Below are 21854 nucleotides of genomic sequence, written 5' to 3'. Positions count from 1 at the left end.
CACAAAATATAAAAAATAATGACACCACTACATTAGGAGAATTTTATGGGTGACTTTCATCAAAACGGTATCATCACCACACTTCATAATTTGGCACATCGCCCACTAGAAGAAATGGAAAAAGAGCTGTGCGAATTCGCTAAAACCCGCCCAATGTCTTTGATTCTTCCTTGTCTGTATTCCGAATTAGAAACAGACGCCATGCCAAATATCCTTAAACATTTACAACAAGTTCCTTATCTATCTGAAATCATTATCGGATTAGACAGAGCAACAGAAGAGCAATACAAACACGCGTTAGAGTTCTTCAGTGTTTTACCACAAAACTACAAGGTACTGTGGAATGACGGCCCGCGTTTAAGAGCCATCGACAGTGTTTTGAAAGGTGAGCATTTGTCACCATCTGATCCGGGTAAAGGTCGAAATGTATGGTTCTGTATGGGTTACAACTTAGCCGCGGGTAAAGCGGAATCCATCGCCATGCATGACTGTGACATTGTTACCTATGATCGCGAACTATTAGCGCGTCTTATTTACCCAGTTGCTAATCCAAACTTTAACTATGAATTCTGTAAGGGTTTCTATGCCCGTGCTGCCAATGGCAAAATGAATGGTCGCGTCAGTCGTTTGTTAGTTACCCCATTGCTTTATTCATTGAAAAAGGTATTTGGTCAGCTCGATTATTTGGATTACCTAGACAGCTACCGTTATCCATTGGCTGGTGAGTTTTCTTTCCGCCGCGATGTTATGACGGACTTACGCATTCCAAGTGATTGGGGCTTAGAAATTGGTGTATTGAGTGAAATGTACCGTAACTATTCAACCAACCGCTTATGTCAGGTGGATATTGCTGACATTTATGACCATAAACACCAAGATCTATCGGCTGATAACGACGATGGTGGTTTGTCTAAAATGTCGATCGACATAACCAAAGCAATTTTCCGAAAACTGGCGACAAACGGAACGATTTTTAATCACGAAACATTCCGTACGATTAAAGCGACCTATTACCGTGTGGCTTTGGATTTTATTGAAACCTACCGTAACGATGCCGAAATCAATGGCCTCAAACTAGACGTTCATTCCGAAGAACAAGCGGTAGAATTATTCGCAAGTAACATTATGAAAGCGGGTGAACAGTATTTAGATAACCCAATGGAAACACCTTTCATTCCTAGCTGGAACCGCGTACAAAGCGCATTTCCAGGTGTGATGACACAGCTATCACAAGCCGTTGAATTGGATATGGCAGAGTTTGGCCCTAAATAAAAAGTCAGGGCGAAATGAATAACGCTATAAAAATCGATAAGCAACGGCCTTTTTCTCATTAAGTTAGATTTAGGCTCGTTGTTTTTTACTCATTAAATAAGAAAGGTAGGTGAATATGGAAAATGTACCTTTGTCGCACCTGGAACAGCGACTCATCGCCCATTTGCAATTGCTTTATCCCAACCTAGATAATGTAGAGCTTGCTAAGAAATGCTTAGCTACCTTTCATTTAGACCCAATGACAGAAGCACCCCGCCCCCATAGAAATATATGGGATCAGTCTGACATTATGTTAATCACCTATGCAGACACGTTACGCAGCAAAAATGATGATGAAGCGCCTTTAGAAACGCTGCATAAGTTTGTTAAAAACAAATTATCCGACTCGATTTCTGCTGTGCATTTACTGCCATTTTTCCCCTACAGTTCGGACGATGGTTTCAGCGTCATGGACTACACCACGGTCAATCCATCTTGTGGTAAATGGGACCATGTCTCTAACTTATCGAAAGACTTTAAAGTCATGGGCGACTTGGTTATTAACCATTGTTCAAGCCGAAGCATGTGGTTTGAAAATTTCAAAGCGGGTGTTGATCCGGGTGCGTCTTTCTTTTATGAAGCGGACCCAAATGCAGATTTAAGTGCTGTTGTTCGCCCTAGAACATCCCCTCTATTACGTGAAGTGCAGACCAAAAATGGTGAAAAACACGTTTGGTGTACCTTTAGTCATGACCAGATAGATTTAAATTTCGAGAACCCTGAAGTACTTTTGGAGTTTCTAAGAATCATCCGTTTGTACCTTGAAAAAGGTATTCGTTGGTTTCGCCTAGACGCTGTCGCTTTCCTTTGGAAAATCCCGGGCACTAGCTCTATTAACTTACCGCAAACCCATGAAATGATCCGTTTATTGCGGCTCATGATTGAACATTACGCGCCAGAATCTGTGATCATTACGGAAACCAATATTCCGAACCAAGAGAACTTAACCTATTTTGGTAACGCCAACGAAGCCCATTTGATTTACAACTTCTCTTTACCACCACTATTAATTAACAGCTTGGTAACAGGCAATTGCAGCCATTTAAAACAATGGCTAATGAGTATGCCGCCAGCTCAACAAGGCACGACTTATTTAAACTTTTTGGCTTCTCACGATGGGATCGGCTTGCGACCTACAGAAGGTTTGCTAACTGAATGGGAACTGGAAACGCTGATTAATACCATGAAGCGTTTTGGCGGTAAGCTTAGCGCTCGTACTACGCCACAAGGCGAGTCTAAACCTTATGAGATAAACATCAGTCTTTGGAACGCCTTGTCTGGTTCGGCTCAACAAGGGCCAGATCAATGGCAGTTTGCTCGTTTCCTATGTGCTACTGGCGTGATGATGGCATTAGAAGGCGTTCCTGCCTTATACATTCACAGCTTATTTGGAACTGAAAACGACATGGAACGTGTAGCGAACACTGGACACTTTCGTTCCATCAATCGCCACATTTGGGATATGGAAGACTTAGATCATGCACTGAATACCAATACGCATCATCAAAAAGTCTTTCAAAGTGTCACTAAACTCACTCAGATTCGCCGAGCACAACCAGCTTTCCATCCAAATGCAACACAATACATTTTGCACATGGGCGAAAATTTATTTGCCTTCTGGCGTCAGAGTTTAGACAGGAGACAAAGTTTATTCGCTGTCTATAATATGACGGATCAACCACAGAGCTTTAATCTTTCGGAGCTGAACTTAATTGCAACAGACGATTGGACGGATCTTGTGTCAGAACAAGTCTATGAAGATCACTTAGGCAAGGTCACTTTAATGCCCTATCAGTTCGTTTGGCTTGCGAATAAGAAAGGTAAAAACAAAACCAGTTAACCTCATCTGAAAACAAAAAAAACGCACTTAGACTCTAAATACTAAGGGCGTTTTTTTATGTACTCTAAAAAGTCATGTTTTATAACAAGGTTAAGCTTCGACTCGCTAAAACTTAATTCAGCTATATCAATGACTGACGGTTTTGGAAAACACATTGATCACCACAACCCCTGCGACGATCAAAGAAATACCAATACAAGCCGCCGCATCCAATTTCTCGTTAGCAAATAAATAACCAAAGATAGAAATCAAAACAACACCTAAACCAGACCAAATTGCGTAAGTTACGCCTGTTGGCATTGAGCGCATAACAATGGTTAACAGGTAAAAAGACACCCCATAACCCAGCACAAGAAGTACACTTGGGCCTAACTTGGTAAAAGAGTCCGACGCTTTCAATGCAGTTGTCGCAATCACTTCAGCTAATATGGCTAAAAATAAAAGAAAATATACCATCTACTCTCTCACTCTTTGGTTTATAAAAGCGCTTTATAAAAGCTTTCAGTCTTTTTCGACATCGACGCTTGGGCCGATGTTATCAAGGTCAGCCTCCTCAAGATCAATATCTTCCGCTAAAAAACCACCGGTTTGATGCGCCCAAAGTGATGCGTAAATACCAGATTGTTTGATCAGCTCTTCATGACTACCCTGTTCTACTATGTGACCTTTATCCAAGACTATCAAACGGTCCATCGCAGCAATCGTAGAAAGACGGTGAGCAATGGCAATAACGGTTTTACCTTGCATTAATTTATACAAACTGTCTTGTATTGCGGCTTCTACTTCAGAATCCAGTGCTGATGTTGCTTCATCCAAAATAAGCAAAGGTGCGTCTTTTAGTAGGACACGGGCAATGGCGATACGTTGACGCTGACCACCTGACAGTTTAATACCTCGTTCGCCGACCATAGCATCGTAACCTGAATTACCAAATGGATCAGTTAAGGTTTGAATAAATTCATGAGCTTCAGCTTTTTTCGCAGCGGCAATCATTTCTTCTTCGGTTGCATCTGGGCGCCCATACAACAAATTTTCCCTAACCGTTCTATGCAATAAAGAGGTGTCTTGCGTCACCATACCGATTTGCGCACGCAATGAGTCTTGTTTAACCGCACTAATATCTTGTCCATCAATACGAATTTGCCCAGATTCAATATCATGAAAACGCATTAACAAGTTCACTATGGTTGATTTACCCGCCCCAGAGCGACCAACTAAACCGACTTTTTCACCTGCCTTGATAGACAACACAAGATTTTCAATAACCTTGGCATTGGTCTTTCCATAGTGGAAATTAACGGTATCGTAATCGATAGTACCTTTCGACACTTTCAATGCTGGAGCATTTGGTTTGTCTTCTATTTCAATCGGTTGAGAAAGGGTTTTCATGCCGTCGTTTACCATACCTATGTTTTCAAACAAGGCACTGACTTCCCACATAATCCACTGGGACATACCGTTTAATCTAAGAGCTAAACTAACCGCAATAGCGATGGCTCCAATACTGATGATACTGTCAGTCCATAGCCAAATAGATAAAGCCGCTATCACAAAGGTCAATACATAATTACAGGTCTGGACACCAACACTTAAGCAGGTTACTAAACGCATTTGCTTATGCACTGTTTGCAAAAAACCGTCCATGCCGTCTTTTGCGTATTCCGCTTCCCGACTGTGATGGGAAAAAAGCTTCACCGTGGAAATGTTGCTGTAACTATCAACAACTCGACCTGTCATGGTTGAACGTGCATCAGCTTGCTCGGCTGATACTTTTTTAAGTTTTGGAACAAAATACATTTGCAACAACACATAACAAACAAGCCAACCCAACATTGGCAACATAAGGCGATAATCCGCGTTCGCGATCAAAACCACCATGGAAATAAAATACACTCCAATGTAAACCAAAACATCCAATAACTTCATAACCGTTTCACGAACAGCCAAAGAAGTTTGCATTATTTTGGTCGAAATACGCCCTGCAAATTCATCCTGAAAAAACGACATACTTTGGCGCAAAATATAATGATGAGACAACCAGCGAATTCGCATTGGGTAGTTGCCCAATAGCGTTTGATGAATAATGGCCGAATGCACAAAAGTCACCAAAGGCATGGCGACAAGAATCATCAAAGACATCCATAGAAGGTGAGAACCTTCTTCTGCAAAAAAAGCATCCGGGTCTTTGTTAATTAGCCAATCAACCAATTGCCCCATAAAACTGAACAATGCGACTTCCAGTATGGCAATCGTTGCGGTTAAAAGAGACATCAGAAAGAGTGGAAGCTCAACACCTTTTGAATAATAACGACAAAACGCAAATAACGTTTTTGGCGCTTGGACGGCTTCAATATCAGGATAAGCTGACACCCACTTTTCAAAAAAACGTAACATAATATTCCTTATTAAACCTTAACGCTGAACTGCAAAAATCGGTAAGAAAATATAACAGCCTGTCGGACTCAATATAAACCCACAATAGACTAAAACAAGAGGCGAAATTGAAACACGTTCTATAATTGAAAACCAGAAAAGATAGGGTCCATAAAATGATCCAGCCTCTTTACTTAGTGTTTGCATAATTTATTCTGCTAATGGAGTTCAAAACTATTATAATTTAAGACTGTTTTACTTTTATTCTAATAAAATCCGACTCACTCTTTTTTAATAAGCGACCATAATGAAGCCTACTTTCTCTATTATTTTAGTTCTCGGACTATTGGCCGGACTCACGCCATTAGCTATTGATGCTTATTTACCCAGCCTTCCTACAATATCCGAAGAACTGAATACAAATACTGATCTAATACAAATGACGGTAAGTATGTATTTATTAGTATTTGCCTTTATGCAAATCCTCTTCGGACCTATTTCCGATGCCTTAGGTCGACGCTCAGTAATTGTTGGTGGTTTAGCCGTTTACGCATTAGGTAGTCTAGTATGCGCATTGGCGCAAAATTATGAAATTCTGCTTATTGGCCGAGCAGTACAAGCTCTTGGTGGTGCAGCCGTTGCGGTATGTGTTCCGGCATTAGTAAAAGACGGTATGTCGGTTAACCAGTTTGCAAAAACCATGTCGATGGTAATGTTAGTGATGGCTATCGCTCCGTTAATCGCACCGATTCTTGGTGGCGCCATTTTAACTATTTGGAGCTGGCATTATATTTTCGTTTTATTAAGTGTCATGGCTATTTTGGCTATGGTGTTATTTCTACGAACCATCCCTGAAACATTACCCATTGAAAAACGTACGCCTTTTTCCTTTGGTAATGCTATTCGTAACTACCATATTCTGCTTAAAAATAAATTAGTAGTGGGTTACCTCGCCGCCTCTGCTTTTTATTTTGGCGGCATGATGAGCTTTATTACTGGCGCATCTTTTGTCTATATTGAGTTCTATGGTGTTGATCCTGCGTATTTTGGTTTTCTAGTGGGAGTAAACGTCGTTGCCATGATGATTGCATCAACGATAAACAGTCGTTATGTAGAAAAACTCGGTACAGAAGTTATGTCAAAATACGCTTTTTACATCCCGCTTACCGCATCATTATGTATGTTGATACTTACCTTTTTTGAAAATCCACCATTAATATTAATCATCATAACGAGCACATTATTTATGGGGCCTATGGGAATTCTAGGCAGTGGATTGATGGCCGGCGCACTTAATCATGCAGGTAACCACAATGGCAGCGTAACAGCCTTGGCAGGAACATCTCGGTTTGCCTTTGGTGCATTAGGCGGCGCAATTGTTAGTATTTTCCATGACGATACTTTTGTGCCTATGCTAACCACTATTGCCACCTGTGGAATCATCGCCTTTATCTGTTTTAAAGTGACGACCTTTTACGTGAACAAAAACGCATTAAAAGAAGCTTAAATCTGATACCAAGACATAGAAAGAATCTGTATAAGTATTTTTATCAAAATTTGGAGTTCCAATGTTAAGTACACAAACACTTATAGAAAAAATCAAACAGTCACCAGAACAAGTTCAATTTAAAGAAGTTATCGACGTCATTGAACGTGAATACGACTTTACACCAACAGCTTTTCTTAATGGCCAGCAGAATAATGCGGTAAACGAAAACAATGGTTCTTGTAAGATTTTTTCCTTTGCCACAATTAACCAATTAACAGAAGCAGAAACCCTGCATTTGTTTGGTGATTTCTATCGTATTGATGTTCTTGAAAATCCTGAAGCAAGCGATCACCAAAACATTCGTCAATTTATTTTGAATGGCTGGTCTGGTGTTTCTTTCAGTTCCCCTGCTTTGGTAGGAAAGCACTAATTCCATAATCTGGAATAGTATAAATACAAGTCGTATAGACATAAAATACAGGCTACAGTCATCTATAAATACTGCAGTCTATCTTTTCAAAACAAGTTAATCCTTCATCTTTCCCAATCGCCCCTTTGGTTAAATGATCTCCAGCGGTTGAATTCACTACGCACAAAGTGCGATAGTGCCAAACACCATAAATATGAGGTAGTTATGGAATTAGTCGCATTTGATCTAGACGGTACTCTACTCAACAAACATCAACGCCTTTCTGAATATACAATAGAGACACTCGAACGTTTAAAATCCGCAGGGATATTTTATACGGTTGCCACTGGCCGAACTCATTTTGCGGCTATGCCTTGTATCCAAGGTCATGACTTTCCTAACTGGCAAATTTTCAAAAACGGTGTGGAATGGTGGCATCCCGAAAGCAGCCAATATCGCCATAGAAGCCTACTATCTCAAAGTCACATTACAGACCTTCTTTCTGCTTTTGAAGAAAATCAGGTGACTCCTTTCATTTTTTGCTTAGAAAACGATGGTTCCCACCGTGTTTTCCACGCACCATTAAATGGGCATATGAGCGACCATATCGCGAACGAATTAGGTAATCATAAACACATGAGCCTTCACCCTTTAGCTGAGCTCTCTCACGATGCCAGAATTACTAATATCAGCGCCATGGGAAACCCTAGTTTGATCGATAACATCATTCAAGAAAGTCATAAGCACGAGCACCTAACTGCATACTCTGGAGGTGGAATTTACAATCCTGATGCCTATTGGTTAGACATACATCATAGCAATGTGTGTAAAGGCTCTGCATTGAAGGAACTAAAGGATGAAATTGGTGCCGAAAGGATGCTAGTGTTTGGGGATGGTGATAATGACCTTTCCATGTTCGGTACGGCTGATGAAGCCTTTGCCATGGAAAACGCTTCAACTCATGTAAAAGAAGCGGCAACCAATGTCATTGGTCATCACGATGAAGATGGTGTCGCAAGGTACTTACGAAAACGATATGACCTTTAATCTATAGTGAAGGGTTGTTTTTTGATCAGCCTCCCCCATTATTAAAAAGGTAACTGATTATTTTCAATAAGCTTAAAGAAAACTTTAAGAAACGCGCCGTTACAAAATGTGACTTTACCCAACAATCATAATAAACCATGATTGTTACAATAATAATTAGTTTGGAGAAACGCCATGTTTGAATTTTTACTGTTCGTAGCTGCTTGTGCGGTTATTGCTTTCTTGGTAGCCAATATCCAGAAACAAGTTAATCAGCCTAAAACAAAGCTGCAGCCTATTAAAATTGAGCGTGAACAAAAACGACGCCTTGCGCCTCGCCAGAAACGCCCTTACTAATACCGCTTTCATTTATTTTCGACGTGACTCTTAATCAATAAGGTCGCTTCTTTCTATTTGCCAGATTGAACTTCTGCTTCAATCTGGCATTTTCAGTTCTACCTTACCCTTTTGCTTTTACTTCCAGTGAATTTAGCTGTTAAGTACTAATGCCATATTCCTTAAGTTTATTCGCTATCGCGCTGTGACTCATTCCAACCGCTTTCGCTAAACGCCGTGTACTCGGAAACTGTGGATACAACTGCATGAGCAATTTCGCTTCCCACTGCTTCATGGTTTCATCCAAGGAACCATTAATCAGCTCAAAGTTTGCCGAATGATCACAATCGACCAAGTGTATGTCATTGGCTTGCCACTCTGTTTTTTTCACAGCTAATAAGGTTTGTAGACAACAGTTTTGTAGCTCTTTCAAGTTTCCCGGCCAAGAATACAAGCTCAACTTAACAAGTGCGCCTTTTGAAATCGAAGGTGTTGGCAATCGATACCGCTCAGATTGTGCTAACACGATTTGCTGAACCAATCCTTCAATGTCTTCTTTTCTTTCTCGCAATGAAGGCATGGACAAAACTAACGTCGCCAAAGAAAAGTAAAGCCCTTTATGTAAGCCTCTACCATCAGATAATACATTTCCGCTGGATAAGGTTTTCGCGTCTAATGAAGAAATGCTAACTAAGCGCACAGATGGATTAAAACTAGAAGCGGAACTTGGCTGGCGACTTAGCCAATTAGCCAAATCCATTTGTACCGATTCCTCTAGGCATTCGATGCCCTCTATAACAAACCAGCCAGACGCTTTATCCAATGCCACAATATCTGCTTGAGTTAGCTCTCTGGCATGACGAATCACAAGTTGAGCGTCTCTGTCTGCTTGGTGTTTATACCAATATTGGAACAAGGCTTCGATAAAATCCCGTTTACCAGTACCAACTTCACCTTGAACAAACAAGGGCATGGTTGCTTCAGCAAAGGCTTTAGCAGCAGTTAAAGTGCGCGCCATAGCTGCACTTTGAATTACGCTTGGTTGAAAGTAGGTTTCTAAATGATTTTCGGCATTCGGCGCTTGCTTCAAACTCGCAGTTTGTCTATCAAGACGTAATTCCGATTTTAAGTAAATCACCGTTCCGGCAGGGTTTTCAACACCATCGTCATCACACACAAAAATAGGTTTCATTTCAAGTAACAAGGCTTTATTACGAACCCTAATGCGTTTGCTGATTCCTTCTTGAGGATTGGCCCATGTTTCTTTAGAAAAGCTAATGCCTTTGATAATCGACGACAAAGGCTTGTGGAGTAAATTCGCGGCAGAAGTATTTAAATCCTCTGCAGCAAGTTCTGTCACCATGGTGATATTACCTTTCAGATCAATTGAAATAACGCCGTCTGGTAAAGCCTCTAATAATGTATAAAGCGAGTTATGCTCACGCTCGAATGGTGTAAACATAACAGTTTTAACATCTTCTACACTATCTAATCGACGAATCTCCGCCAATAAACGCTGTAACTGAGAAAAAGGGATATCTGAAAAACCACAATAAATACAACGCCGCTTCGAATCCACTTCTACTAGGCGCATATCGATTTGATGAGGAATAAACAAATCGAGAATTTCCCGTATCATGCCGATTCGATCTTCACACTGTATTTCTAATCTCATGTTTTTCCCAGACGTTTAACATCAATCATTAAAGGGAGGCTATTTTTCTTTTGAGCCTTTCACTTTTGAGCCTTTCACTTTTGAGCTAAGCAACAATAGGTTTTGCTGCGGAGCAAAGGTTTCGTAAAGAGGCAAAACAGCCGCCCCTAAAACCCCTGCAGTATAGCTGGTTTGAGCAATTCGAATCATGGGTACAGGCAACATGCTGTGGGATTTTAAGGTCAATTCGATATGGTGAATAAGCACCTTTAAAACCGCTTCAGGTAAACGCCCACCAATTAGAATTGCTTCGGGATCATATAAGGCAATCACAGAAGCTAACGCATATTTTACTTCTGCCGAGACTTCTTTTGCCCATATATCAATTAATCTTGCGTATTCATCGCCTAACCATGCCTCCTCTGATTCTGGGAAATCAATCTGATTTACAGCAAAGAAACGTCGTAATGAAGAGAGCGATAAAGCTTCTAGAATCCATTTGCCGTGCTTCCCTGAGGCAGAAGGAATCAAGCCAAAGCTACCGGCCTTGCCATGACCACCGGAATAACATTCGCCATTTGCAACAAAACTACCACCACAAGCGGTACTAACAAAAAGATAAAAAAAGTGACGCTGAGGAGAATCCCCCAATAACAATTCACTGGTAGCAGCCGCAACAGCATCGTTTTGATAGAAGCAGTGCATACCAGTAAAGTCAGCTAACCAAATCTCAAAAGCATCTGACTGCCAATACTCCAATGCCGCTTTTAAAGCATTTAGATCAGCTCTCTGGGTTGAATCTGTTACCAGTGTATCAAGCCAAGAATCCATATAGTCCGGCTTAGCAAACCCAATACCTTGAATCTTATTCCAATCATCTCCCAGTGTATTTTTTACTTCTTCAATTAAGTCTTGAGCAATGCTTTTGGCTAACGCCTCGGAAGGAAAAGAAACAGAGCGTTCTAACAACAAAACACAAGCACCACTAAAATCTAACAGAGCCGCACTAATATGATCCCGATCGACATTAATGCCTAGCCCATAAGCTCCTTTTTTATTGATACTTAACTTGATAGAAGGTTGTCCACGACGACCTTTCACTTTACCAGTGACACAAAGAAGTTGTCGCTCCAGTAATGAAGAAGTAATGACTGAAATTGTCTGAGCACTTAAGCCTGTGGATTCAGCAATGCTCACTCGAGAAATTTCAGGATACTGTCTCACCAGATGAAGAATAATTCGTTCATTGTAGATACGGCTTTGCTCAGAGGTACTGCCTGATGACTTCATATAACCCTACTCTATTTTGGAGTCTGTAAACTAACCACTTGTATTTAATAAATCTAATTGATTTAAAACTATAACCTCATTATCATGAAATGACGATCAAAAAAGTATCAATAAAAATAACGAGGCTTTCTGTATTTAACTTTCTATAGCAACAAAGAAAGTAAAGCCAACAATGAAGGACAAAACATGCCAGCGTTTCAATCACCTGAGTTCCTAAAAAAACACATTCAATCAACAATGAATTTTTATCACCCGCATTGCATCGACCCAGAAGGTGGCTACTTTCAATTTTTCAAAGACAATGGCGATATTTACGACAAGGATACTCGACATCTTGTAAGCAGCACTCGTTTTGTTTTCAATTACGCCAAAGCCTATGAAGCCGAAGGGAATCCTGCTTATTTAGATGCAACTCGACATGGTTTGGAATACTTGCGAACACGTCATCGTCGAGAAAATGGCGGCTACGTTTGGCTACTAAATAAAGACCAAAACCTTGATGAAACTAATCACTGCTATGGATTGGCTTTTGTATTACTCGTTTATGCTACGGCCTACAAAGCTGGTGTAGAAGAAGCTAAGCCTTGGATCAAAGAAACATTTGATTTGATGGAGCAACATTTTTGGGATTCAAATGCCGGCCTATACCAGGATGAAATATCTGGAAACTGGCAACAGATATCCGCATATCGAGGTCAAAATGCTAACATGCACACCTGTGAAGCCCTTCTTGCTGCCTACGATGCGACACAAGAAGATCACTACTTAGAACGTGCAACCTTACTAGCTGAACATATTTGTCTTCGCCAAGCAGAGCTTGCTAATGGCGAGATCTGGGAACACTACACCGAGAACTGGCAAGTTGATTGGGATTACAACAAACACGACCCTAAACATTTATTCCGTCCTTGGGGCTTTCAACCGGGCCATCAAACCGAATGGGCTAAATTATTACTGCTAATTCACCAAAGATCACCACTTGATTGGTTGATTCCAACTGCGAAAAAACTCTTTGATCAAGCTTGGGATAAATCTTGGGACAAGGATAATGGTGGGCTTTGTTATGGCTACGACACAAAAGGTGAAATCTGTGACGGCGACAAATACTTCTGGGTTCAAGCAGAATCTTTTGCCGCTGCAGCCTTATTAGCAGTCATGACTCAAGAAGAACATTACTGGGATAAATATGACGCCCTTTGGCAATACAGCTGGTCACACATGATAGATCATCAATATGGCGCTTGGTTCCGGATTCTTACTCAAGACAATAAAGCATTCGATGACAACAAAAGCCCTGCTGGCAAAACAGACTATCACACCATGGGCGCCTGCTATGAAGTGATAAGCTTACTCACTAAATAACCTTAATCCGTTACAGAATTAGGGGCTGTCATTCTATTCACTGTCAAAATACAGTATGATGCAGCCCCTACGCTAGTGGAAACGGGCCCCTTACTTTATGCAGTTAGACAAAATAGACCTCAATTTACTTCGTTATTTAGACTCCTTACTACGGGAGCAAAATGTTACTCACGCCGCAAACCAGCTCGGTATCACGCAGCCAGCAATGAGCAATGGCCTACGACGTTTACGAGATTTATTTCATGATCCGCTATTAGTAAGAACCAGCGATGGTATGATGCCAACGGCACTTGCGATTCAATTACAGCCACGAGTGCAAAGTATTCTTCAGGCTGTTGATGAAGTCTTACACCTGGGCCAAAGCTTCGAAGCAGAATCTAGCTCTCGTGTATTTCGGATTATGGCAAGTGATTACGCTGAGGCTACACTCATTCCTCCTTTGATGGAGAAACTACAAAACGAAGCACCAAATGTCATTTTAGACGTTATGAACCCAAGTGATGTGAGTTTTCATGACGTAGAAAAAGGCAAGGTTGATTTAGTTATCAACCGCTTTGAAACCCTGCCGCAGTCATTCCACCAAAAGTCTGTTTGGGTCGACCATTTTTCTTGCCTTGTTCCAGCCAATTCCGATCTTGCTAAAAACTTCAATTTAGAAACCTACCTTGCTTCCCCCCATGTTTGGGTCAGTAAAACTGGTTTCGGTGTTGGTGTCGGTATTCAACCAGAAGAAGTTCAAAAATTAGGTTGGGTAGATGGTTCTTTGGCTGATTTAGGCTTCAAACGTAACATTCGTCTGTTTACTCGTAACTATAATGTCGCCATGCGAGCAACCGAACAGTTAGGACTAATTGCAACCCTACCTTCTTTAGCTACACGCTTAATGAAAGACAATGAAAATGTTGTCGTGTTACCTCCACCATTCGATATTCCGCCAGTGGAATTAAAAATGCTGTGGAGTCCCTTATTACAACATGATCCAGGCCATATTTGGCTACGCTCTACCATTGCGGGTTGTGCAAGAACTATTGCTGAAAACAACAACCTGTAATTCATTAAGTCACCAACAAACCACAACCAAATAATCCTCACCAAACGGCGGGGATTTTTTATTACCCCTTTCCCTTAAAAACTATTATTTCTCCCAAAAAAAATAACCCCTAGTAAATAATACTAGGGGTTATCAGCAATTTAAGTCTACTTACACTACATCAAGCAAACCTTCTAATTGATTGACGCTACAAATATAAAAGCAGCAGCATGAAAACCACTTAAGGTAAATCGTCTTCAAACTCTTCTTTCGGTGTTGGCACCAAGTCTTCTCTTTTCACATCCAAAGCAAGCAATAAATTTGCCGCGACGAAGATGGAAGAGTATGTACCAATGACAATACCAACCAGCAGGGCCATAGAGAAATTATGAATGGCTTCCCCACCCGCTACAAACAACACAACCAATACAAACAAAGTTGTTAAAGACGTAATCAATGTACGACCTAAAGTTTGGTTGATAGATTCGTTGATCAAGTCGTAAGGTGTCGTGTCTCGCATAATTCGGAAGTTTTCACGAATACGGTCACATACTACGATCGTATCGTTAAGGGAGTAACCCACAACAGCAAGCAAAGCAGCAAGCACAGTAAGGTCAAACTCAACTTCAAATATGGAGAAGAAGCCTAATGTAATGATTACATCATGGGTCAAAGCGATGACAGAAGCTACAGAGAACTTAAACTGAAAACGCACTGCGACATAAAGCATAACGATAATCAACGCGAGAAGCATACCTAAGCCGCCCTGCTCACGTAGTTCTTCACCAACTTGAGCCCCTACAAATTCAGAACGCTGCAGAGAAACCTGAGCAGCACCGCTGTCTTGTAGTGTCGTAAGCACCTCATCACCTAATGTTGCTGTATAAGAGTTTGCCATACGAACAACGATATCAGTAGGCGAACCGAAACTCTGCACAACAACATCGTCGTAACCACTTTGAGCTAGTAATTCACGGACGTCATCCAGTTTAGGTGCATCTTTATAAGCCACCTCAACTAGAGTACCACCTGTAAAATCTAGACCAAACTGTAAACCCTTTGTTGCCAAAGAACCAATAGATATCAGGATCAGCGCAATCGAAAAAATAGCAACGACTTTACGCAAAGCCATAAATGGAATATTTGTCACTTTCATGGCTTTCTCCTAAATGTACAGTTTCTTGTTTTTACGGCCGCCATACACAAGGTTAACTTGTGCACGAGTCACTACAATCGCCGTAAACATCGAAGTAATAATACCCAGTGACAATGTCACGGCGAAGCCTTTAACTGGCCCTGTACCTACAGCAAACAGAATAACAGCGACCAATAAGGTTGTGATATTGGCATCGAAAATTGTCGTAAAGGCACGGTTAAAGCCAGAATGTATTGCTTGCTGACTCGGCACACCGTTTGCTAATTCCTCCTTTATTCTTGAGAAAATCAACACGTTTGCATCCACCGCCATACCCATGGTCAATACGATACCTGCAATACCTGGCAGAGTAAGTGTTGCTGAAAGCAAAGACATACAAGCCATAAGTAAAATGATATTTAAAGCCAGAGACACATTCGCAAAAAGACCAAATACCTTGTAGTAAAGCAACATAAACAGCATTACGACCAATAGACCGATTTGCGCAGAGCTCACACCCAATTTGATGTTTTCAGCACCCAAGCTCGGACCTATAGTTCGCTCTTCCACAAAGTAGATCGGTGCAGCCAAAGCACCAGCACGAAGTAATAAAGCCAATTCAGAAGATTCACGTGGGCTGTCTAAACCCGTAATACGGAATGAATTACCAAGCGTCGTTTGGATTGTCGCCAATGAGATAATACCTTTCTCACTGTAGCTTCGACGCACCTCTTCCATTTTGCCTTCTTCATTTTCGACAAAGCGGCTACGAGATTTATGCTCAATAAACACAACCCCCATATTACGACCGACCGCAGAACGAGTAACCTTACTCATTTGCTTGCCGCCTTTGGCGTCTAGGCTGATATTAACTTGAGGCTGACCGTTTTCATCAAATGATGAACTCGCGTCAGAAACACTGTCACCAGTGATAATAAGATCACGTTCTAAACGAGCTGTACGACCACTGCCGTCACGGAAAGTTAATGTTTCAACATCCGCACCGTTATCGTCTAAGCCAGCTTCCAAATGGAACTCTAAGTTAGCCGTTGCACCGATAATACGTTTCGCTGCTGCTGTATCTTGTACACCTGGCAACTCAACCACAATCCGATTACTGCCTTGGCGCTGCACCAATGGCTCAGCAACACCTAACTCGTTTACACGATTTCGCAGCGTCGTTAAGTTCTGCTGTAATGCATAAGCTTCGATTTCTTTTGTCGCTGCTTCAGTAAAAGCAACATCCAAGTAAAAGTCACTACCCTCTTGACGAGTGTCGTAGCGATATTCAGGGAAATCATCTTCCAACAAGTTTTCAGCCAAAGACAAATCCGCTTCTTGTAGGAAACGAATAGAAAGCACGCCATCTTCAACAGTCACACTACGGTAACGAATACGATCTGAGCGCAATGCTGCTTTCATCTCGCTTGAAGTCACTTCAAGACGCTGCTTCAGTGCTGCTGGCGTATCAACCTCTAACAAAAAGTGAACACCACCACGTAAATCAAGACCTAATTTTGCAGGTCCTGCGCCTAGAGAAGACAACCAGTCTGGCGTAGTAGGAACTAAATTAAGTGCTGTAACAAAATTCTCACCCAATGCGGCAGCAACAACAGGTTTAGCCGCTAATTGGTCCTCACCGCTATTAAAACGTAAGGTACCGCCAGCAGAGGTAAGCTCTGCTTCTTTTAATTCTATATTTGCTTTTGCGAGCGCGTTTTTAGCTTGTTGTAGCGTTTGCTCGTCAACAACAGTGGTTGTTTTTTGGGCAGATAGTTGTAGAGCTGGATCATCCGGATAAAGGTTTGGGAAGGCATAGAGTAGCCCCAAAGCCAAAACAAGAAGAATTAGCAAATACTTCCACAAGGGGTACTTGTTAAGCATGAAAAATCCTTTACACCTAAAAAATTAAATGGATCGATAAAGAAGAAAAGCGCCAGCTGTTTAGGAACAGAGGCGCTTTTCTAAGAAGGTTAAATTGACTTTAACGTTCCTTTAGGAAGTACTGCAGCAACAGACGCTTTTTGAAATTTCATTTCAACGCCTTCAGCCACTTCAAGTACAACATAGTTATCATCTACTTTAGATACTTTACCTAGTACACCGCCACCTGTTACTACTTCAGTGCCTTTAGCTAGGGAAGCGATCAAGTTTTTATGCTCTTTCGTACGCTTCGCCTGTGGACGCCACATAAGGAAGTAAAAAATAACAACGAAACCTGCAAGAAGTACTAAATTAAAAATACCTCCGTCTGCAGCTGCGCCGCCTTCAGCGTAAGCTGGTGAGATCAATGCGATCATGTGCTAACTCTCCAATGGTTTATGAAACTGTTGCGACCCCTAAATAAAGGGATTCGCTTATTTTTGTTTATTATTCACTCAAAGCAGGCGTTTCTAAGCCACGCTTTGCATAAAACTCATCAACAAAGGCGTCAAATTTACCTTCATCGAGCGCCTTACGCAATCCCGCCATGAGTGTTTGGTAATAACGTAAGTTATGAATGGTATTTAATTGCGCACCAACCATTTCCTGACACTTATCCAAATGATGTAGATAAGACCGAGAAAAGTTTTTACAAGTGTAGCAATCACATTCTTTATCTAAAGGGCCAACATCATGACGATATTGAGAGTTACGAATACGCACAACACCGTCCGATGTGAACAAGTGACCATTACGTGCATTTCGTGTTGGCATAACACAGTCGAACATATCAACGCCGCGACGTACACCCTCCACTAAATCTTCAGGTTTGCCCACACCCATTAAATAACGAGGTCTGTCTTCAGGCATTTTCGGTGTTGTATGATCCAACACCTTCATCATTTCTTCTTTTGGTTCGCCAACAGAGAGACCACCGATTGCGTAACCATCAAAGCCAATATCAACCAAACCTTCTAAAGACTCATCTCGCAGGTTTTCGTACATACTACCTTGAATGATACCAAACAAAGCAGAAGGGTTATCTCCATGCTCATCTTTAGAGCGTTTCGCCCAACGTAAACTTCTACGCATCGATGTCGCGGCTACTTCTGTTGTTGCAGGATGAGGCGTACATTCATCAAAAATCATTACAATATCAGAACCAAGATCTCTTTGAACCTGCATTGAAATTTCTGGGCTCAAAAACACTTTAGAACCATTGATGGGAGAACGAAAGCTTACGCCTTCTTCTGTGATCTTACGCATCTCTCCCAAAGAGAACACTTGAAAGCCACCAGAGTCAGTCAAGATAGGCTTTTTCCATTGGGTAAAGTCATGCAAATCGCCATGAGCTTTAATCACCTCAGTACCTGGACGAAGCCACAAATGAAACGTATTACCCAAAATAATATCCGCACCGATTTCTTCGATGTCTTTGGTCAACATACCCTTCACTGTGCCGTAGGTTCCTACAGGCATAAACGCTGGCGTTTCAACTTTACCTCGTGGAAAGGTCAAGGTTGCACGACGCGCCTTTCCTGATGTCGTGTGAAGTTCAAAATCCATAAAACATTCTGGACGCTTATCAGACATTCGTCTTATTCCTCACTTTGCGGGCCTTTAGCCTGCGCATTTCGTGTAATAAACATGGCATCGCCATAACTAAAAAATCGGTACTTCTGTTCAACTGCAGCTTGGTAAGCTGCCATAACATGGTCGTATCCAGCAAACGCACTAATCAACATAATCAGAGTTGATTCAGGCAGATGAAAGTTTGTCACCAAAGCATCTACTGTTTTAAATTCATAACCTGGATAGATAAAAATACTTGTATCATCCTTCATCGGTGCAATTTCACCACTCTGACTTGCTGATTCAAGACTACGAACACTGGTTGTGCCGACAGCAATAACTCGACCGCCGCGAGCTTTCGTTGCTTTCACTTGATCCACGACGCTCTGTTCTACTTCGACATATTCAGCATGCATAATGTGATCTTTCACATTTTCTACCTTCATTGGCTGAAAGGTTCCCGCGCCAACATGCAATGTAACAAAGGCTGTTTCAACACCTTTTGCCTTTAGCTTTTCTAGTAGCTTATCATCAAAATGCAAACCTGCCGTCGGAGCAGCAACAGCACCTGGTTTTTGATTATAAACTGTTTGGTAACGTTCCTGATCACTTTCTTCATCAGGTCTTTCTATGTAAGGCGGTAAAGGCATGTGACCAACACGCGACAAAACATCCAGCACAGGCTCAGCGAAGACAAGATGGAATAAAGCACCAGAGCGACCAATCATAGTCGCTTCAATTTGCTCTCCCTTGTCTTGTCCTAAAAATAGCTTAGTGTTTTCCTTCGGAGATTTACTGGCACGAACATGAGCCAACGCCTCATTAGTACCAATGACACGCTCTACCAAGATCTCAACTTTACCACCTGATTCTTTCTGACCAAATACACGGGCAGGAATAACTCGAGTGTTGTTAAACACCATCAAATCACCGGGCTGAACCAAGTCCAACACATCAGGAAATTGACGATGGGCAAGCTCACCGCTTGGGCCATCAAGATGCAACAGTCGACTAGCCGTTCTATCTGGCGTTGGATAATTCGCGATTAACGAATCAGGTAAATCAAAGTGATAATCGGAAACGAGCATGAAAAGAAAACTACCTAGAAAAAACGACCCGGCATTTTAGCGAAAATCCACGTAAAAAGGTACTTCCAAGAGGCATCATCTTAAAAAGATAAAAAATAACACCTCCACCCGTTGACTTATCTTTAAATTGCCCTAGAATACGCCTCACCTTTTTCAAGGCCAGTGTGGTGGAATTGGTAGACACGACGGATTCAAAATCCGTTGCCTTCGGGTGTGGCGGTTCGAGTCCGCCTACTGGTACCAACATAAAAAAAGCCCTGATCTGAGATCAGGGCTTTTTTTTCGTTCCTTGAATGACCTTCTTGGACATTACAACAGACCATTAAATCATTTAGGAACACATATGAACCGTCGCAAAAAGATTAAAGACATTCTGACTAAACGTAATAAGCAAGCCACATTGAAAGCAAATCCCAAAAAAGCAAAGCCTAAATATATTTCAAAAGCTGAGCGCGCGAAAATGGAAGCTGATGCCGCAACTGAATCAACAATCGATACAGCACCGTCATCAATAGAAAGCACAGAAGAAAACAAGGCTTAGTTAGCTCTCTAATAACCTAATAAAAAAGCTGAATTAACTCAGCTTACTCCAAACAGCCCATTCATTTCCGCATGGGTCTAGAAAATGAAATCGGCGACCACCAGGAAACTCAAATATTTCCTGCTCTATGGTTCCACCAGCTGATTTAACGTCACTCAAAGTTACTTCCAAATTATCACTGAATAAAACAATCAAAGCGGCGCCTGTCTGTGGTCGTGAACAAAAATTCGCTTGAAAAAAACCACCATCTAAACCGGCATTTTCGAATGCTGTATATTCAGGACCGTAATCTTTAAACCCCCAACCAAATACCCGACTAAAAAATGCCTTATTTAAAGCCAAATCACGGGCTGGTAATTCCACATAATTAATTTTATTGGATGTCATACACTTTTCCCTAACCGACTCTATTTAATAGTTGATGTAACAATTAAGATAACACTAAGTACTATCATAGCTCCGCCAACCCACTGCTGTTTACTGATACTTTCAGCAAAGCGTCGTTTCGAATAATACAAGGCGCCCAATACCTCTAGCTGCCCTAGGGTTTTGACCAAAGCTGGATTCACAAGAGCAAATCCAGTGAACCAAGCAATAGAGCCCAAAGAACTCAACACTCCCACCTTCACACTCAAACCTAAGCTATGACGAAACGGTGCCAGTAAGTCTTTGCTTTTAATAATCTGAATACTGCACAGAATCACAGATTGAAATGCAAACACACACCAAAGCGTTACTCCAGCACTGGTAATAATAGAACCATTTAAAGTATGACTTGCCATGGAAGCACTGACTGATGTGATGGCAAAACATAAACCACTACCCAAGCCAAAAATTAACGATGTATCTTTATGAACCAACTTTAAATTCTTCCACTTTATACTCATAACCAAAGCGCCCAACACACCCAATGCAATCCCCAACCAAGAACCTAAGGTCAACGTATAATGCAGTAAAGGTAAGCCAATTAATGCTGCCAATACCGCTTCCGTTTTTGCCAACAAGGTACCCAAAGCAAAACTGCCAGATTGGAAAACTCTTAGCATCAAATACGTCGCCATTATCTGAGCGATGGTACAGACGCCAACAGCGAGCCAAAACGAACCATCATCAGGCAGTGACACCCAACCAAAGATAAAATAACACACTAATAAATATACGCTCACCAAAGGCAGACCATAAAGTGAACGCGACATAGTGGCATGCAAAAATCCCGCATCACGGGCCAAGGTGTTTTGATACGCCGTTCGAATAGACTGGCAAGCTGCAGCAAACAACGTAATGAAAATCCACATAGTGACTAAATCCTAAAAAGAATTAAAACAAGAAACCGCGTAAGCATGAGACTAAGAGATATATTTGTAAAAGGAATAAATAGCATATTTCAGATTCCTAAAAGGAATTCTTTGAAAGCTCCTTTTATTTATAAACGATTTATTTCACTTTTTTTGACACCTATTTTTTTAAAGTACCAT

Annotated in this window: 20 protein-coding genes and 1 tRNA gene; 10 read left to right on the top strand and 11 right to left on the bottom strand. The window is 41.3% G+C overall.

Going from position 1 to position 21854, the window contains the following annotated elements:
• Positions 1–45: 45 nt before the first annotated feature.
• A complete protein-coding gene (locus AC0L3Y_RS12760) occupies positions 46–1272 on the top strand; it encodes a glycosyltransferase family protein (protein WP_473464003.1) in 1227 nt (408 codons plus the stop codon).
• Positions 1273–1387: 115 nt separating this feature from the next.
• Entirely contained in the window at positions 1388–3151 is a 1764-nt protein-coding gene (locus AC0L3Y_RS12755) for an alpha-amylase family glycosyl hydrolase (protein WP_473463996.1), read from the top strand.
• A 126-nt stretch (positions 3152–3277) separates the two neighbouring features.
• On the opposite strand, the gene AC0L3Y_RS12750 is transcribed toward AC0L3Y_RS12755, so the two are convergent.
• On the bottom strand, positions 3278–3607 hold the full coding sequence (locus tag AC0L3Y_RS12750) for a DMT family transporter (RefSeq protein WP_473463993.1): 330 nt from the start codon (positions 3605–3607) through the stop codon (positions 3278–3280).
• 45 nt (positions 3608–3652) lie between these two features.
• A complete protein-coding gene (locus AC0L3Y_RS12745; RefSeq protein WP_473463987.1) occupies positions 3653–5545 on the bottom strand; it encodes an ABC transporter ATP-binding protein in 1893 nt (630 codons plus the stop codon).
• 286 nt (positions 5546–5831) lie between these two features.
• On the opposite strand from AC0L3Y_RS12745, the gene AC0L3Y_RS12740 reads away from it, so the two are divergent.
• From AC0L3Y_RS12740 to AC0L3Y_RS12725, 4 genes are all read left to right on the top strand, one after another.
• Positions 5832–7031 carry a Bcr/CflA family multidrug efflux MFS transporter gene (locus AC0L3Y_RS12740; protein WP_473463982.1) on the top strand — a complete coding sequence of 400 codons (1200 nt, stop codon included), beginning with the start codon at positions 5832–5834 and terminating at the stop codon, positions 7029–7031.
• 61 nt (positions 7032–7092) lie between these two features.
• Positions 7093–7443, top strand: a complete 351-nt coding sequence (locus tag AC0L3Y_RS12735) for a HopJ type III effector protein (protein WP_473463978.1) — start codon at positions 7093–7095, stop codon at positions 7441–7443.
• Positions 7444–7647: 204 nt separating this feature from the next.
• Complete coding sequence (locus AC0L3Y_RS12730) at positions 7648–8469, top strand: HAD-IIB family hydrolase (protein ID WP_473463973.1); 822 nt, start codon at positions 7648–7650, stop codon at positions 8467–8469.
• A 174-nt stretch (positions 8470–8643) separates the two neighbouring features.
• A complete protein-coding gene (locus tag AC0L3Y_RS12725; protein WP_473463969.1) occupies positions 8644–8805 on the top strand; it encodes a hypothetical protein in 162 nt (53 codons plus the stop codon).
• Between the two features lie 139 nt (positions 8806–8944).
• Here AC0L3Y_RS12725 and AC0L3Y_RS12720 read toward each other — a convergent pair whose 3' ends face one another.
• Positions 8945–10459, bottom strand: a complete 1515-nt coding sequence (locus AC0L3Y_RS12720; protein WP_473463967.1) for a TyrR/PhhR family helix-turn-helix DNA-binding protein — start codon at positions 10457–10459, stop codon at positions 8945–8947.
• A gap of 39 nt (positions 10460–10498) precedes the next feature.
• Positions 10499–11728, bottom strand: coding sequence for an ROK family protein (locus AC0L3Y_RS12715; RefSeq protein WP_473463963.1), 1230 nt, complete (start codon positions 11726–11728; stop codon positions 10499–10501).
• 186 nt (positions 11729–11914) lie between these two features.
• Here AC0L3Y_RS12715 and AC0L3Y_RS12710 point away from each other — a divergent pair, with 186 nt between their 5' ends.
• Both AC0L3Y_RS12710 and AC0L3Y_RS12705 read left to right on the top strand, forming a co-directional pair.
• Entirely contained in the window at positions 11915–13090 is a 1176-nt protein-coding gene (locus AC0L3Y_RS12710) for an AGE family epimerase/isomerase (protein WP_473463959.1), read from the top strand.
• A 97-nt stretch (positions 13091–13187) separates the two neighbouring features.
• Positions 13188–14141, top strand: a complete 954-nt coding sequence (locus AC0L3Y_RS12705) for a LysR family transcriptional regulator (protein ID WP_473463954.1) — start codon at positions 13188–13190, stop codon at positions 14139–14141.
• 220 nt (positions 14142–14361) lie between these two features.
• Here AC0L3Y_RS12705 and secF read toward each other — a convergent pair whose 3' ends face one another.
• The 5 genes from secF to queA form a co-directional block, all read right to left on the bottom strand.
• On the bottom strand, positions 14362–15276 hold the full coding sequence (gene secF / locus AC0L3Y_RS12700; protein ID WP_473463951.1) for a protein translocase subunit SecF: 915 nt from the start codon (positions 15274–15276) through the stop codon (positions 14362–14364).
• A 9-nt stretch (positions 15277–15285) separates the two neighbouring features.
• A complete protein-coding gene (gene secD / locus AC0L3Y_RS12695; protein WP_473463947.1) occupies positions 15286–17139 on the bottom strand; it encodes a protein translocase subunit SecD in 1854 nt (617 codons plus the stop codon).
• A gap of 89 nt (positions 17140–17228) precedes the next feature.
• Entirely contained in the window at positions 17229–17555 is a 327-nt protein-coding gene (gene yajC, locus AC0L3Y_RS12690; RefSeq protein ID WP_036163476.1) for a preprotein translocase subunit YajC, read from the bottom strand.
• A 70-nt stretch (positions 17556–17625) separates the two neighbouring features.
• A complete protein-coding gene (gene tgt, locus AC0L3Y_RS12685; RefSeq protein WP_473470626.1) occupies positions 17626–18744 on the bottom strand; it encodes a tRNA guanosine(34) transglycosylase Tgt in 1119 nt (372 codons plus the stop codon).
• A gap of 32 nt (positions 18745–18776) precedes the next feature.
• On the bottom strand, positions 18777–19838 hold the full coding sequence (gene queA / locus AC0L3Y_RS12680; RefSeq protein ID WP_473463940.1) for a tRNA preQ1(34) S-adenosylmethionine ribosyltransferase-isomerase QueA: 1062 nt from the start codon (positions 19836–19838) through the stop codon (positions 18777–18779).
• 158 nt (positions 19839–19996) lie between these two features.
• On the opposite strand from queA, the gene AC0L3Y_RS12675 reads away from it, so the two are divergent.
• Positions 19997–20081, top strand: a tRNA-Leu gene (locus AC0L3Y_RS12675).
• Between the two features lie 100 nt (positions 20082–20181).
• On the top strand, positions 20182–20379 hold the full coding sequence (locus AC0L3Y_RS12670) for a DUF2986 domain-containing protein (RefSeq protein ID WP_473463936.1): 198 nt from the start codon (positions 20182–20184) through the stop codon (positions 20377–20379).
• A gap of 33 nt (positions 20380–20412) precedes the next feature.
• Here the strand turns inward: AC0L3Y_RS12670 and AC0L3Y_RS12665 are convergent, their stop codons facing one another.
• A complete protein-coding gene (locus AC0L3Y_RS12665; protein ID WP_473463932.1) occupies positions 20413–20766 on the bottom strand; it encodes a VOC family protein in 354 nt (117 codons plus the stop codon).
• A gap of 20 nt (positions 20767–20786) precedes the next feature.
• Positions 20787–21674: an EamA family transporter gene (locus AC0L3Y_RS12660; protein WP_473463928.1), complete on the bottom strand. Its 888-nt coding sequence runs from the start codon at positions 21672–21674 to the stop codon at positions 20787–20789.
• Between the last annotated feature and the right edge of the window lie 180 nt (positions 21675–21854).

Source organism: Marinomonas sp. GJ51-14 (assembly GCF_055808695.1).
Note: the sequence above shows the minus strand (reverse complement) of the source record. Positions and strands in the feature narration are given on the sequence as shown.